The sequence below is a fragment of the Parapedobacter sp. 2B3 genome, assembly GCF_041925275.1.
In the GTDB taxonomy this organism is placed as follows: Bacteria; Bacteroidota; Bacteroidia; order Sphingobacteriales; family Sphingobacteriaceae; genus Parapedobacter; species Parapedobacter pyrenivorans_A.
Genome location: NZ_JBHEUZ010000013.1, coordinates 133,217 through 146,956 on the forward strand (window position 1 = coordinate 133,217; position 13,740 = coordinate 146,956).

The following is a 13,740-nucleotide window of genomic DNA, read 5'->3' on the forward strand; positions in this document are numbered from 1 at the left end:
CGCAAAAATACTATTCTTATCGGTAAGAACGGTATTTTAGTATGGTATTTTACAGGGGTTCAATCTCAGCAGCGGCCGATCCGGTATAACAGCAGGCGTGGGTGTCCGCTGCGGTTTACCGTGCTGGTACAAAGGTGCGGCATCTGTTCCGGTTTTGGCCGTTTAAGCAGTTACTTATACGCGGGAAGTAGTCAGTCATGCACGGAAAGTAACCACTTATACGTCGAAAGCAACCGTCGGTGCGGCGGCGTCACGGACTACCGCCAACGTATCGGTAACCGGTTCCTGCGTATAAGTAAACGGTAAAAGCCGTGAAAAGCGCTATTCGCTCAGATCGAAGGTTTCCATGAACTTCGTCGTGAAGTTGCCCGCCCTGAAATTGGGGTCGCGCATCAACCGCAAGTGCAACGGGATCGTTGTTTTGATACCTTCTATTATAAATTCGCTAAGGGCACGCTCCATGGTTGAGATGGCCTCTTCGCGCGTTTGCGCCACGCAGATGAGTTTGGCAATCATGGAGTCGTAATTGGGCGGAATCACATAGCCGGAGTAAGCGTGCGTATCCACGCGTACCCCATGGCCGCCCGGCGAGTGGAAATTGGTGATCTTACCGGGGGAGGGCCTGAACCCTTGAAACGGGTCTTCCGCATTGATGCGGCACTCGATGGCGTGCATGGTTGGCTCGTAGTTGTTGCCCGAGATAGGAATGCCCGCGGCCACCTTGATCTGCTCTTTGATGAGGTCGAAATTGATCACCTCTTCCGTAACAGGATGCTCCACCTGGATACGGGTATTCATTTCCATGAAATAGAAATTGCGGTGCTTGTCTACGAGGAACTCGATGGTACCCGCACCTTCGTAGTTGACCGCCTTGGCACCCTTGATGGCCGCCTCGCCCATGGCCCGGCGTAGCTCGGGCGTAATGAACGGCGAAGGAGCTTCTTCGATGAGCTTTTGATGGCGCCGCTGGATGGAGCAGTCACGCTCGGAAAGATGGCACACGGTGCCGAATTGGTCGCCCACTACCTGTATTTCGATGTGCCGCGGATCTTCCACGAATTTTTCGAGGTAGATGCCGTCGTTGCCGAAGGCGGCACCCGCTTCCTGGCGTGCAGAATCCCAGGCGGGCTCAAACTCTTCGTCTTTCCAAACGATGCGCATCCCCCGTCCGCCACCACCAGCCGTTGCTTTGAGGATGACCGGATAGCCGATCTCATTGGCTATGGTTATGCCCTCTTTCACATCTTTCACCAGCCCATCCGAGCCGGGAATGGTGGGCACACCTGCATTTTTCATGGTTTCTTTGGCAGAAGCCTTGTCGCCCATTTGCTCAATCTGCTCGGCAGTAGCACCGATAAACTTGATGCCATATTGGTTGCAGATGGACGAAAAGCGTGCGTTTTCAGACAAGAAACCGTAGCCGGGGTGAATTGCATCTGCGTTGGTCAGCTCAGCGGCTGAAATGATATTGGGTATATTGAGGTATGAATCCTTACTAGCCGGCGGGCCGATGCATACGGCTTCGTCAGCGAAACGTACATGTAGGCTGTCACGATCGGCAGTGGAGTATACCGCTACGCTTTTAATACCCATTTCGCGGCAGGTGCGGATGATGCGTAGTGCAATCTCCCCCCGGTTTGCTATTAGTATTTTTTTGAACATGAATGTCTAGCTATCTTCGGTAGTATGTATTCGTCCATAGCGCACAAATACAATGTGATAAAAATGGATTTAGCGCGGCGATGTTATTTGGGTTCAACCAAAAACAACGGTTGGTCATATTCTACCGGTTGCGCGTCGTCAACCAATATTTTAACGATTTTGCCCGAAACTTCCGATTCAATCTCATTGAAAAGTTTCATGGCTTCTATGATGCAGACCACCTTTCCGGCGCTGACGTCATCGCCCACGTTTACAAATACGGGCTTGTCTGGAGATGGTGAGCGATAGAATGTACCGATCATCGGCGACTTGATGGTCACGTAGTTTGACGTGTCTTCCGCTTTGGGCGCCACCGGTGTCGGTGCCTCAGGCGCCGGGGCAGCAGTCGTAGCGGCAGGCAGCGCTGCAGGCGCGGCAACGGTCGGCACGGTTGCGGTAACGTACGTGGGCGCTTGGTTTGTTTTTATGGTGATCTTGAAATCTTCCTCTTCAATAGCTACTTCATTCACCCCCGATTTAGCCACAAACTTAATCAGGTCTTGAATCTGTTTGATATCCATGCTCATTGTTTAGTAGGTTTGATAATAAAGAATCAAAAATATTAGCTAATCTATTATATAACAAATAAAATCGGTATTTATTTTACCTTTTCAAAAATTGCTCGCTTGTGCCAGGGCGGTGCCTGCTTATCATCGCTGCGTGTCGTATGCCCATTTCAGGAAAACCGAACCCCACGTAAATCCACCTCCAAACGCAGCGAGTATGATGTTGTCGCCTTTTTTCAATCGGGTTTCCCATTCCCACAAGCAAAGTGGGATGGTGCCGGCGGTGGTGTTTCCATAGCGCTCGATGTTGACCATCACTTTTTCGTCGCTAAGTCCCATGCGGTCTGCGGTCGCATCGATGATGCGCTTATTAGCTTGGTGGGGAACCAACCAAGCCACGTCATCGGCCGTAAGGTTATTGCGGTCCATGATTTCCGCGGCTACGTCTGCCATGTTGGTTACCGCGAATTTGAAGACAGTGCGGCCTTCCTGGTAAGCGTAGTGTAGATCGGCATCCACGGTAGCATGGGAGGCGGGAAGTAGGGAGCCACCGGCCTTGATGTTGAGGTAGGGGCATCCCGACCCATCGCTTTTGAGGATGGAGTCCATCACGCCCAACCCTTCTTCATTCGGTTCGAGCAATACGGCGCCGCAGCCATCGCCGAAGATAATGCAGGTGGTACGGTCTTTATAGTTGATGATGGACGACATTTTGTCGCCGCCTACCACCAGTACTTTTTTGTGGGTGCCGGCTTCGATGAACTGTGCACCGGTGGTGAGCCCATAGATAAAACCCGAGCAAGCGGCTTGCAAATCGAACCCCCAAGCGTTCACCGCACCGACTTTGTCGGCCAGGATGTTGGCCGTGGCTGGGAAAGGCATGTCCGGTGTGACGGTACAGAAGATAATCAGATCGATTTCGTCGGCACCGATACCCCGTTTTTCCAATAAGCCGTTTACCGCAGGTACGGCCATGTCGGAGGTTGCTTTGCCCTCACCTTTCAGGATACGCCGTTCTTTGATGCCCGTACGAGTGGTAATCCATTCATCGTTGGTGTCGACCATGGTTTCCAGTTCCTGGTTGGTCAGGATATAGTCAGGTACGTACCCGTGTACAGCCGTTACGGCAGCATGAATTTTTGACATATAGCAAATTAGTTGAAAGCCCGTTTTATTCGTTCGATGATATCGGAGTCGATCATGTTTTTTGAGAGCAGCACCATGTTTTTTATGGCCTCCGGACTGGAAATGCCGTGCCCGATAATGACGGGCGCATTAACCCCCAGGATGGGGCTGCCTCCGTACTGCTCATAGTTAAAGCGGTCGAAAAACGAATCCTTGAATCCCTTCTTCCGCGTCAACACGTAGAATGATTCTGCCAGTTTGAGGACGATGTTACCGACAAAACCGTCGCATACCATTACATCGGCTTTTTCGTCGAAAAGCTCACGGCCCTCCACGTTGCCAACGAAATTGATGCGCTGACTTTCCTTCAGGAGGGGATAGGCCGCCAACGTGAGCGAATTGCCTTTCTCCTCTTCCTCACCGATATTTACCAAGCCTACCGTAGGTTTCTCGATACCATATACATGTTCGGAGAACAGGCTGCCCAGCAGGCCAAACTGTGGGAGCATCTCCGGTTTGCAGTCAGCATTGGCGCCCACGTCGAGGAGGATGCCAAAGCCGTTTTTGATTTTCGGCACATTGGTGGCGATGGCCGGGCGTATGACACCGGGTACGGTTTTAACGCTCAGTACCGCTCCCACCAGCATGGCACCGGTATTCCCCGCAGAAGCAAAGGAATCAATCACACCCTCTTTGAGCAGCTGGAATCCGCGGCTGATGCTCGAATTGGGTTTTTGGGCAATGGCTTTGGTAGGATGTTCGCCCATACCGATCAGGTCGGGGGCGTGTACATATTCAAAAAAAGCAGGATTTTCCCCTGCTTGTTCAATGTGCTGCTTCGCAATATCCTGGTCGCCGATGAGTACGATTTTCTGGTCTTCCGAAAGCTGTTTGGCCGCCAAAATAGCGCCCTGGATCGTTGCTTCCGGGGCAAAATCGCCACCCAATATGTCTAAACCAATCTTCATTCGTTATTGTCGCTGAATCCGATAATACGCAAAAACACCCCAAAGTAACGCATAAAAAACCAGTTACGCGTTATGGGATGTTCGATTTTTTTGAAAGATCAATTTAGGCGGAAGCAGTGTTTTCGATGATCAGTTTGCCGTTGTAATAAAGGTTGCCGTCTACCAAATATGCGCGGTGTGGCAAGTGCACAGCACCCGTTTCCTTGCAAGTTGCCAAGGTGGGGCGGTCGGCTTTATAATGTGTCCTTCTTTTGTCTCTCCGTGCTTTGGAGGTTTTACGTTTTGGATGTGCCATCTCGTATTATACTTATTTTATTAGTTGCTTTTTTTGTCAATTCGCTTTGCCGATTCGTTGACACGCCAATAACTATCAATTATCAACTACCAACCATCAGTTGTATTTAATCTTCTTCAATGCATCCCAACGGGGATCTGCTTGTTTTTCTTCCGCTTGTCCGGGTGCTGGAGCAAGGTTACTCAACTTTGCCAGTACGGTTTCGTCGCAAGTGACATTTTCCCCTTGTTCGCTGCATTTCATGTAATGCGGTACGGCTACATTGATGTATTCGTATAGCAGCCCCGCGATGTCCAGCTCGTGCTCGTGCTTCGCCAGCACGATGATTTCTTCCGTGCTCTCGGCAGCGCCCTCATCGGTGAATTTGACAATCAGTCTTTCCTGGATGTCGGTTTTTGAAGCGAAAGGTGACAAACACACATCGCATGTCAGCATCACGGTCCCAGCAATATGGAACTGCAAGACCATCATGTTCTCCTGCTTGAGCAGATTTACATTCGCTTTGAGGTTACCATCTTTTACAATGGAATAGTCATAGCAATCAAAGAACGCCTTGTCAATGTCAAACTCGAAGTCGTGCGTACCCAAACTCAGCCCCGTAAAGGGAATCCGATATTGCTTCAAATAATTCACCGCCCCACAATTGAGCCTGCAAAGGTATATATAAAATATAAAATATGAAAGTTTTTTGTCGTTAATGGAACGGCGTCACTCGCTGTAATAATTCTTGCCGATCTCAATCCGCTCGCGTCCATTCTCCAACCGCCAATGGTTCGTGTCGCGTAGGGAATAGGCGCATCCGCAATACTCCTGCATATAGAACTGCTCCCGCTTGCTGATTTCCAGCATGCGCGACGAACCGCCTTTCTTGCGCCAGTTGAATGTCCAATAGGAGATACCGGGGTAGTGGCCTGCGGCACGAACGCCGCAGTCGTTGATTTGCTCGAAATTCTTCCAGCGCGAAATACCCAATGAGCTGGTGATGATAGGAAACCCGTTTTCATAGGCATACAGTGCCGTACGTTCAAAGCGCATGTCGAAGCACATCGTGCAGCGGATGCCGCGCTCCGGCTCATGTTCCATGCCCTTGGCCCTGGCGAACCAGTCGTCCACGTCGTAGTCCGCATCTACAAAGGGGATATTATGTTGCTCTGCAAAGCGGATGTTTTCATCTTTGCGGAGGTCGTACTCCTTGCGTGGGTGGATGTTGGGGTTGTAGAAGTAGATGGTAAAATCGATGTCCGAGGCAATCAACGCCTCCATCACTTCGCCGGAACAGGGCGCACAGCACGAATGCAGCAACAATTTGCTTTCGCCTTCCGGCAATTCCAGTTTTTCGCGCTTGAATCCTGTATTATCCATATCCTTCCAACATTGGCCGAACGGCAAAATTAATGAATTTTCTTTATATTTCCTCTATAGCAGTTGTCGCTCAGTGGCAGAGGAGAGACCGATAAAGTTGCTTTTATAAGCAACTTTATCTAAGTTTGCGCAAAATCCTGTTGGATGAAGAAATCACTTGGTTTTCCATTGGTGGCACTTGTTGCATGGCTGGTTTTAGGCGGTTGCATGCGCAACGATGACGAACCTGAATACCCTACCCGGCCGATTGCGCGGCTGTACGTATCGATTGAGGATGTCCAATTGGATGCATCGAAAGACGATATCGACAACGTCGTGCTGATCGACCCCGCGGATACGTTGGATATGTATGTGGCATTGAATCACAACTCCAATGCTGTGGGAGGAGCCGGTATTTACTTCAATCCGTTCGTGAGCAGGCTATTTCAGGCCGGCTATAACGACACAACCATCCGCGTGATGACAGTAGGTAACCTGGGGACCCTGGGCAATTCAGGGAACATCGGGAATGAATTGCTGAAACAGATGCGGGGAATAGTGTATCATCATCCCACGCAACTGCTATACGTAGCAAGCAATGCTACGCCGACGACGATTTATGGCTTTTACCAACCCATGAACCGCAACGGTTTTACCAAGCCAGACCGTGTATTGCGGCTGGGTTCGGAAGTGCGACCCTGGAGTGTGTTGCTTTGGAATGATAGTTTGCTGGTATCCAATTCGGGAGAGAATGGTGGTGTCTCGCTTTACGGCAATCTTTCACAGGTCGATTCACTGGCGCCCAACTTCCAAGCTATTTCAACCGTCCGTATTGAAGGGGCCGCTACTATCCGGGGGATTGCCTTTGTCGATTCGTTGGACCTATTGGTTGCCGCCGACTACGGCGTGGTGACATCGGGAACTCGTATAACGGACGGGAAAGTGTACATCATAGAAGGCATCAAAGCACATTTGGCCAATCCGTCGGCCACGGTATCGCCCACGCGTACAATCAGTGGTTCGCTAACGGGCTTAACGGGGCCTGTCGACGTGGCAATCGACCCAAGAGGTACGGCGAGTAGGCGCACCATCTTTGTCGCCGACCGGGATGGGCGTACCATTTCGCGGTTCCCGCTGTCTGCAAATGGAAACGTGGCGCCCGAAACGACGGTTACGCTAGATACATTGGGAAATGTCCGCCGTCCCTTTGGCATTTACTTCGATGTGCGGGGCGACGCCGTACAACAATAACTAAGCTAAGAGGCCCAACATCCGATTGATTTCCTCGGTTTTAGCCGCATTGCCGGCCTGCGAATAGGAGGTTGTCAGATTGCGCAATACCCGAGTGATGATTTCGACGTTGCTGCACGGTAAAACGAAATCATCGTTGGGAGCGAGGTTGAGTTGTTTGAGGAATGCCACCACATCATGCCGTCCGAATATCTGACCCCTATTAAAGGCATTGATATAAAACAGGATGCCATCCTTACTTTCCACGGGTGTATGGTCTTCTGTGTACGCCAGTATGAAATGTTTCGGCAAATTAACACCATATATGGGGATGTCGAGCTTTTGGGCCACGATGCTATAAATACATGCCAGTAAGATAGGGTTGCCTTTGTGGGTTTCCAACACCTGCCCGACGTAGGAATTTTGAGGGTCGTGGTAATTGCTCGTATTGCCCGAAAAGCCGTGGGTATTGTACAGGATGTTATTGAGGAGACGCACTTTCTCGACGGCGCTCATGCTATAAATCATATCCAACCAGGCATCGCGTTTGATGGCCTCGATCTGATTGATGATCTTCTGTTCGTCGACATCCGGGTACTGGTATTTGTTGACAATGATCAATCCCTGGAGTAAATCGAAAGAACCACTCAGTTTCCAGAGTTCGAGTTCTTGCAGTACATCTTCAAATTGTATTTTGTGGATGAGGTTTTCGATGCGGGTTTGCAGCATCACGTCAAACGATTGCCCCCATACCGTTTCCAACCGGCCGATTACTTCCGGGCCCATCATGATGAGCTTCTGCTCTACATGGTGGAACACCTCCGCATCCGGATCGTCCAACAGTTTAATCAATGAATCAATTTCCCGCTCATTCATCTCATACAAACTTAGCTAATTAAACAATGATATGCAATATGCATCGGTTGAATATGACATGATTTTTATATAAGGAGAGTGGGGCAAAAGAAAAAAAGCCAGCGGGGAGTAGGGGTAGTCCACCGCAAAGTTGTCAATGTAGCTAAATGGAAGTAACTTTGGCCAAAAGCGAAACAGTGGCACATTACGGTCCCGAAATCGCCTTCGAGGAGGCATTTATGAGCAATTTCAAAGCATTGCACGCCTATGCGCATACCTTGCTTCAGGATGCGCTGATGGCAGAGGAAATCGTGCAGACCGTATTTTTGAAATTGTGGGAGAACCGGGAGCGGATGACCATCCATACCTCGCTGCGCGCATACCTCTATAAATCAGTATACCACGAAAGTTTGAATTACCTGAAACACAAGAAGGTGCAACGTAAGTACATGGAGGAAGCGATGGTAGAACAGAAACAGCGGCAAACGGACGAACTAACCGCCGACAGCGAGTTGCGACATCAATTGCATGCAGCACTGCAGCGATTGCCCGAAAAATGCCGGACCGTATTCCAGCTTAGTCGCTTCGAAGAACTACGGTACCATGAGATTGCCGAAAGGCTGGGCATTTCGGTGAAAACCGTGGAAGCACATATGGGCAAAGCCCTGAAGCTGCTGCGGCTGCGGTTGGCCGACTTCCTGCCTGTGTTGATTGTTTTATTGCCTAATGTATGATGCTATGGATGATGTATTGTTGACAAAATACCTGTTGAAGGAAACGAGCGAGGCGGAAGCGCAGGCGGTGCGTAACTGGCTTGCTGCCCATCCCGACAATGGACGATACTACGCCCGGTTGCAGCTGATATGGGATGCCAGCCGTTCATTTGCTGCAGAAAGCAAGGTAGATGAGCAAGCGGCTTGGGAGCGTTTTGTACAGCGCAGGCAGACAGGTGACGGTGCGTGGCGAAATGCTGCCAAACCGCTTATTAGGAAGATGGGATGGTTGCGCATTGCCGCGGCGGCCGTGCTGGTATCGATCGCTGCATTCGCTGGCTATTATTTGATCGGTTCTGATCGGCTGGCCAACCCCCTGTTGGGCGCCGTGCATGAAACAGCTGATGCGGTGACCACGGATACACTGGCAGATGGCTCGGTCATCACGCTCAGCAAGCATGCATCGTTGCGTTTTTCGCAAGGGCTGTTCCAGCAAAAGCGTGCGGTAGAGCTCCATAGCGGATCGGTGTTTTTCGAGGTGAAACCCGACCGGGATAAGCCCTTCGTCATCCAGTCGGGGGAGGTGACCGTGACGGTACTGGGTACGTCGTTCCATGTAACGCGCAATGGTGACGAAACGGCGGTCATCGTCGCGTCGGGAAAAGTGAAGGTGTTTGGCCTCAACAAAGCAGTGGAGCTGGAAGCCAGGCAAAAAGTAACCATCAATACCGCTACCCAGCGCTTTGAAGAAAGCAGGGTGATCGGTGTGCTCGACCACACGCCGCTATGGCAGATTGCCGCCATGCTGGAGGATACGTACAACGTGGAGATAACCATTGCAAACGACGCCATCCGGGACCTGCCGATGACGACGACCTTGCACCGGGGCACGCTTGATGAGACGTTGCATATCATTGCCGAGACCCTGGGGATAACGGCGACGCGAGAAGACAATCAGATTGTATTCAAGAAGTAGTCGGCGAAGGAATGCGGCACGGCGGTTCTGGATATATGGCCTTGTTCAACTGTTTGATGGTCGCCGGCGCGATGCTGACGGGGCTTACCTGCGTAGCCCAGCCCTACCTGGCGAGCGAAATTGCCGTTAACCGCGCGGATACCCAGCGACTGGGCGATTTGTTGGATGGGATCAGCAAGCAACAGGGGTTTTATTTTGCGTACAACAGCGACGCGCTGGATGCGGACCGACGGGTTGATATCCCGTACTACCGGGGGTCGTTGGTCGGTTTCCTCGAACAGCTGCTTGGTCCCGATTACGTATACAAAGAAAGTCCGGGTTACCTCATTATCCGCTATGCGCCCCGTCTGATGGACCTTACCGTGCACGTGGAGCAAAGGAGAGGTAGGCCGTTGGTGGTTGAGGGGCAGGTGAAAGATGCCAGCGACGGCACAGTGATTAACCAAGCCAGTATCTATGAGCGGAATGTGCTTGTCTCCACACTATCAGGCCCGACCGGTAATTTCAGGCTTTCGTTTAGGCGGCCCAACGAGACCATATGGCTTACGGTTAGCAAGGAAAATTATCGGGATACGACCTTAGCGCTATTGCTGCCCGTAGAGGTAGGCTCAAAACCTGCGGCCCGCCGTTATTGGTTCTTCCCGGAAGACGATGGCGGCAGGGGGTTGGAGGGAACGGCGTTGGGGCGGTTTTTCACCAATTCAAAACAACGGATACAACGGATCAACCTGGATGGGTTCTTCGCTTACAATGCGTATCAAATTTCCTTCACGCCCGGGATCAGTTCACAAGGGCTGTTCAATAGCCAGGTGGTTAACCAGGTTTCATTGAATATTATGGGCGGACATACCGCTGGGGTGAATGGTGTGGAGGTTGGCGGGTTGTTCAATGTCAATCAGCGGGATGTCCGCTATTTCCAAACCGCCGGACTGTTCAATCTGGTGGGGCGCAACGTGGAAGGTGTGCAGATTGCCGGCATATCCAATATTGTGGTCGGTGACGTTTCCGGCATACAAGTGAGCGGCGTGAACAACCGTTCCGGGGATGTAACGGGCATGCAGCTCTCGGGCGTATTTAATGTTGCAGCAGCTGTGCGGGGCGTCCAGTTAGCCGGTCTGGTTAATATTGCCGATAGCAGCGACTATCCGATCGGTCTGGTCAATCTGGTGAAGAACGGTAGGCGGCGTGTTGGGATAGGGGTTGATGGGGGCGGTATGGCGCAGCTTACGTTCCGGTCGGGCGGACGGGTACTGTATGGATTGGTGGGTGTTGGTTACAACCCGGGTGGGGGCACAGAGCGGTATGGCCTCGAAACCGGGTTGGGTGCGCGCTTGGTAACAGCGGGGATGTTGGGGTTGGATGCAGAAGTGACCAACCGGATCAGTACCGGTTTCAAGAAGAACGCCCTGTCGCAATGGTCCGTGCGGCTGTTGCCCCAGCTCCATATTGGCCGTCATTGGGGTATAGCGGCAGGCCCTGCGTTAACATACGGCCATCCGGATAACGAAGGCGAGCGTTCAAAAACAGCACGCGTAGGCCTGTATGGTGGTCTCTCCTACGGTTGGTAGGCTTGTGGGGGCATCGGTATTTATGCTATTTTTGTACCCGTGGCTCATTTACACTACTATCTCGATGGCTTGGTTCATTTTTTTGCGGCACATTCGCGCCACGGCACCCATTCGCCATTCGTTTACCGGTTGGTGGATGAGGTAATCTATCCCAATCGCGTCCCGGGTGAGCCGAGCGACAAGGAGGAACGACTGATTAAACGGCTCATCGATCGGTTTCAACCGGGGGTGGTATATACGCTCGGCAGTGGACCACCGCCGACGTCATCCATCGATTTTGTTATCGTGGATTGCGCTGCGCTCGAAGAACCCGCAACCCAAGTGGAGGCGTTATGGCCACGGTTCCATGCTGGAAGCGTGCTGGTATTTTTCGGTCTTCATCGAACGACGGCGGCAAAAGCGCTGTGGCGATCGACAAAGGCTAAACCCGATGTGACCGTGACCATCGATCTATTCCGCGCAGGGTTGGTGTTTTTCCGATCCGGGCAAGCGAAAGAGGATTTTAAGATCAGGTATTGATTCCCTTGTTGCATGGCTTGTTTTTTGCCGATCGTCCTATCCTTGTTTTTGGGAAAGAATATTATTTTTGACGGATGTATAAAATCCGCTCATGCCATCGTGGGACATTATCACAGCGCCTCATCGATTCCATGTACTCCGATACGCGACCGGAGCTTTATATGATATTGGAATAACGTTTCAAAATACCTAAGCATGACCAACCTTCGCACCGTTTTTTGGATAGCGTTTACCCTGCTGACCGTTGCCGCTTGGGCACAGCCGGGTGATGATTCCGAGGCACAACCTACCGAACTCTTTGGCAAACCCTATCATCAGAAACTGGATGCCATTCACCGGTTTTATAGCAAAGTCATTAATTTAAGAAACGACACTGCCAAGGCCTATGCCACCATTGATGAATTAAGACAGATCGCACAGCGGCACGGCGACAACGAGGTGGTGTTAGAAGCTGATCTCCTGGAGGCACTGTTTGATTTCAGGGGAAAGACCGCACCGCTTAAAAAAATGTACCGCATGGCTCAGCGGGGCAAGGAACAGCGGATTTGGCACATTGCCTGTCGGGCCACCTATGTGATCGCCCTGCATCATTGGGATGATCAGCAGTACGAACTCTCCTTCCGCTGGTATGCCTCCTTGGATAGCGTGCTGCAGCAAGTCACTGTGGAGGAGTTTCCTAACAAAGTTGCCTATCTACAGGAGATCGGTGAGAAATACATGCGTTTCGGCGACTACTCCCGTGCGATGGCTTATTTTGAGAAAGCTATCGGTGTGCCGAAGTCAGACTTTTATGAACGCGAGTGGAAGCATGCGATGAACAACATGGGACTTGTTTTTCAGCAGCAGGACAGCCTCGATAAGGCCGATGAATGCTTCAAAAATGTGCTTACGCGCAACGAAAAGGATTCGGAAGTTTGGGACGGTATCGTCTCGGGTAACCTGGGCTATAGTCAGTACCTCAGGGGAAATTACGCGGCTGCTATCCCGTTGTTCCAGCGGGATATCGATATCGCCATTAACTATGGTGACTATGCACTTGCGGCAGGTTCTTCCATTCCCATGGCCGATATCCTTATCCGCCAGCGATTGTTGCCGCAAGCTAAATCCTATATCGACAGTACGTATGTCTTTATCCGCCGTTCGGGACAGACCGATCGATTACGTAAGCTGTTTCCGGTAATGAGCAAATGGTATGCCGCGTCAGGTAACCCGGATTGGTCCGCTCGTTATATGGATTCGGCGATTACGGCCGGCGAGCAGTATCACCGGAAGTTCAACGCCCTGCAAATGCTGCGGGCCAACCAATCCATCATGGCCAGTCAACGCGAAGCGGCCCTTCAACAGCTCCGTGCCGATAGTCACCGTGAAATCAATAGGCGCAACCTGATCCTGGCTGGGCTGATATTGCTGGCTGTACTGGGTGTTTTTTGGACATATAAACAACGGAAAGCAAATGAAATCAAGCTCAAAGACCGTGACTTGCAACTCCTGGCGGCTGACCGAGAATTGCAGGAAGCACGTTATCAGCTCAATGAGTTTGCCCGTACCATGGCGGAAAAAAACCAGCTGCTGGAAGCCCATGCCAAGGCCGAAAAGACGACGGAGAGCCGTGAGCTCATCGAACAGTTGGCCAAGCAGGTGGTACTCACCAATGAAGATTGGGTCCGCTTCAGTACGTTGTTTGGTAAAGTCTATCCGGGCTTCCAGCATCAGTTGAAACTCCGTTATCCCGCCCTCACACCCGCGGAGATCCGTTGCCTAGCCATGGAAAAGCTACGTTTCAGCAATGCAGAAATGGCCGCCCTCCAGGGTATTTCTGCCAATGCCGTGATGGTGACCAAGCACCGCATCCGGAAAAAACTCGGTTTTCCGTCGCACGCTGAATTGGTGGGTTTTGTCCAGTCGCTTTGAGTGCGTTCGGCTCCCGTAATAGCCAAATTCCT

General features: G+C 51.4%; 14 protein-coding genes. 6 read left to right on the plus strand and 8 right to left on the minus strand.

All coding sequences use genetic code 11. The features are described from left to right. Window positions 1-321: 321 nt before the first annotated feature. The 7 genes from accC to ACEVG1_RS15445 form a co-directional block, all read right to left on the minus strand. Window positions 322-1,662, minus strand: coding sequence for an acetyl-CoA carboxylase biotin carboxylase subunit (gene accC, locus ACEVG1_RS15415; RefSeq protein ID WP_353124317.1), 1,341 nt, complete (start codon window positions 1,660-1,662; stop codon window positions 322-324). Window positions 1,663-1,745: 83 nt separating this feature from the next. Further along, window positions 1,746-2,228, minus strand: a complete 483-nt coding sequence (accB, locus tag ACEVG1_RS15420) for an acetyl-CoA carboxylase biotin carboxyl carrier protein (RefSeq protein ID WP_353124316.1) — start codon at window positions 2,226-2,228, stop codon at window positions 1,746-1,748. 123 nt (window positions 2,229-2,351) lie between these two features. Next, the gene (locus tag ACEVG1_RS15425; RefSeq protein ID WP_374744610.1) at window positions 2,352-3,353 is read right to left on the minus strand and encodes a beta-ketoacyl-ACP synthase III; all 1,002 of its coding nucleotides are present in this window, start codon (window positions 3,351-3,353) and stop codon (window positions 2,352-2,354) included. 8 nt (window positions 3,354-3,361) lie between these two features. After that, on the minus strand, window positions 3,362-4,300 hold the full coding sequence (gene plsX / locus ACEVG1_RS15430; RefSeq protein ID WP_374744611.1) for a phosphate acyltransferase PlsX: 939 nt from the start codon (window positions 4,298-4,300) through the stop codon (window positions 3,362-3,364). Window positions 4,301-4,403: 103 nt separating this feature from the next. Then, window positions 4,404-4,595 carry a 50S ribosomal protein L32 gene (gene rpmF, locus ACEVG1_RS15435; RefSeq protein ID WP_353124313.1) on the minus strand — a complete coding sequence of 64 codons (192 nt, stop codon included), beginning with the start codon at window positions 4,593-4,595 and terminating at the stop codon, window positions 4,404-4,406. 96 nt (window positions 4,596-4,691) lie between these two features. Beyond that, on the minus strand, window positions 4,692-5,228 hold the full coding sequence (locus tag ACEVG1_RS15440; RefSeq protein ID WP_374744612.1) for a DUF177 domain-containing protein: 537 nt from the start codon (window positions 5,226-5,228) through the stop codon (window positions 4,692-4,694). A gap of 75 nt (window positions 5,229-5,303) precedes the next feature. Next, entirely contained in the window at window positions 5,304-5,957 is a 654-nt protein-coding gene (locus ACEVG1_RS15445; RefSeq protein ID WP_374744613.1) for an epoxyqueuosine reductase QueH, read from the minus strand. A 144-nt stretch (window positions 5,958-6,101) separates the two neighbouring features. Between ACEVG1_RS15445 and ACEVG1_RS15450 the strand changes: the two genes are divergently transcribed. After that, the gene (locus ACEVG1_RS15450; RefSeq protein WP_374744614.1) at window positions 6,102-7,187 is read left to right on the plus strand and encodes a hypothetical protein; all 1,086 of its coding nucleotides are present in this window, start codon (window positions 6,102-6,104) and stop codon (window positions 7,185-7,187) included. On the opposite strand, the gene ACEVG1_RS15455 is transcribed toward ACEVG1_RS15450, so the two are convergent. Next, entirely contained in the window at window positions 7,188-8,042 is an 855-nt protein-coding gene (locus ACEVG1_RS15455) for a transglutaminase-like domain-containing protein (RefSeq protein WP_374744615.1), read from the minus strand. Window positions 8,043-8,188: 146 nt separating this feature from the next. Between ACEVG1_RS15455 and ACEVG1_RS15460 the strand changes: the two genes are divergently transcribed. The 5 genes from ACEVG1_RS15460 (at window position 8,189) to ACEVG1_RS15480 (ending at window position 13,708) form a co-directional block, all read left to right on the plus strand. Continuing rightward, entirely contained in the window at window positions 8,189-8,755 is a 567-nt protein-coding gene (locus ACEVG1_RS15460; RefSeq protein ID WP_374744616.1) for an RNA polymerase sigma-70 factor, read from the plus strand. Window positions 8,756-8,759: 4 nt separating this feature from the next. Further along, on the plus strand, window positions 8,760-9,710 hold the full coding sequence (locus ACEVG1_RS15465; RefSeq protein ID WP_374744617.1) for a FecR domain-containing protein: 951 nt from the start codon (window positions 8,760-8,762) through the stop codon (window positions 9,708-9,710). Window positions 9,711-9,766: 56 nt separating this feature from the next. Then, complete coding sequence (locus tag ACEVG1_RS15470) at window positions 9,767-11,278, plus strand: hypothetical protein (RefSeq protein WP_374744618.1); 1,512 nt, start codon at window positions 9,767-9,769, stop codon at window positions 11,276-11,278. Window positions 11,279-11,317: 39 nt separating this feature from the next. After that, on the plus strand, window positions 11,318-11,797 hold the full coding sequence (locus tag ACEVG1_RS15475) for a hypothetical protein (RefSeq protein WP_374744619.1): 480 nt from the start codon (window positions 11,318-11,320) through the stop codon (window positions 11,795-11,797). A gap of 195 nt (window positions 11,798-11,992) precedes the next feature. Beyond that, window positions 11,993-13,708 carry a hypothetical protein gene (locus ACEVG1_RS15480; protein ID WP_374744620.1) on the plus strand — a complete coding sequence of 572 codons (1,716 nt, stop codon included), beginning with the start codon at window positions 11,993-11,995 and terminating at the stop codon, window positions 13,706-13,708. Window positions 13,709-13,740 lie beyond the last annotated feature (32 nt).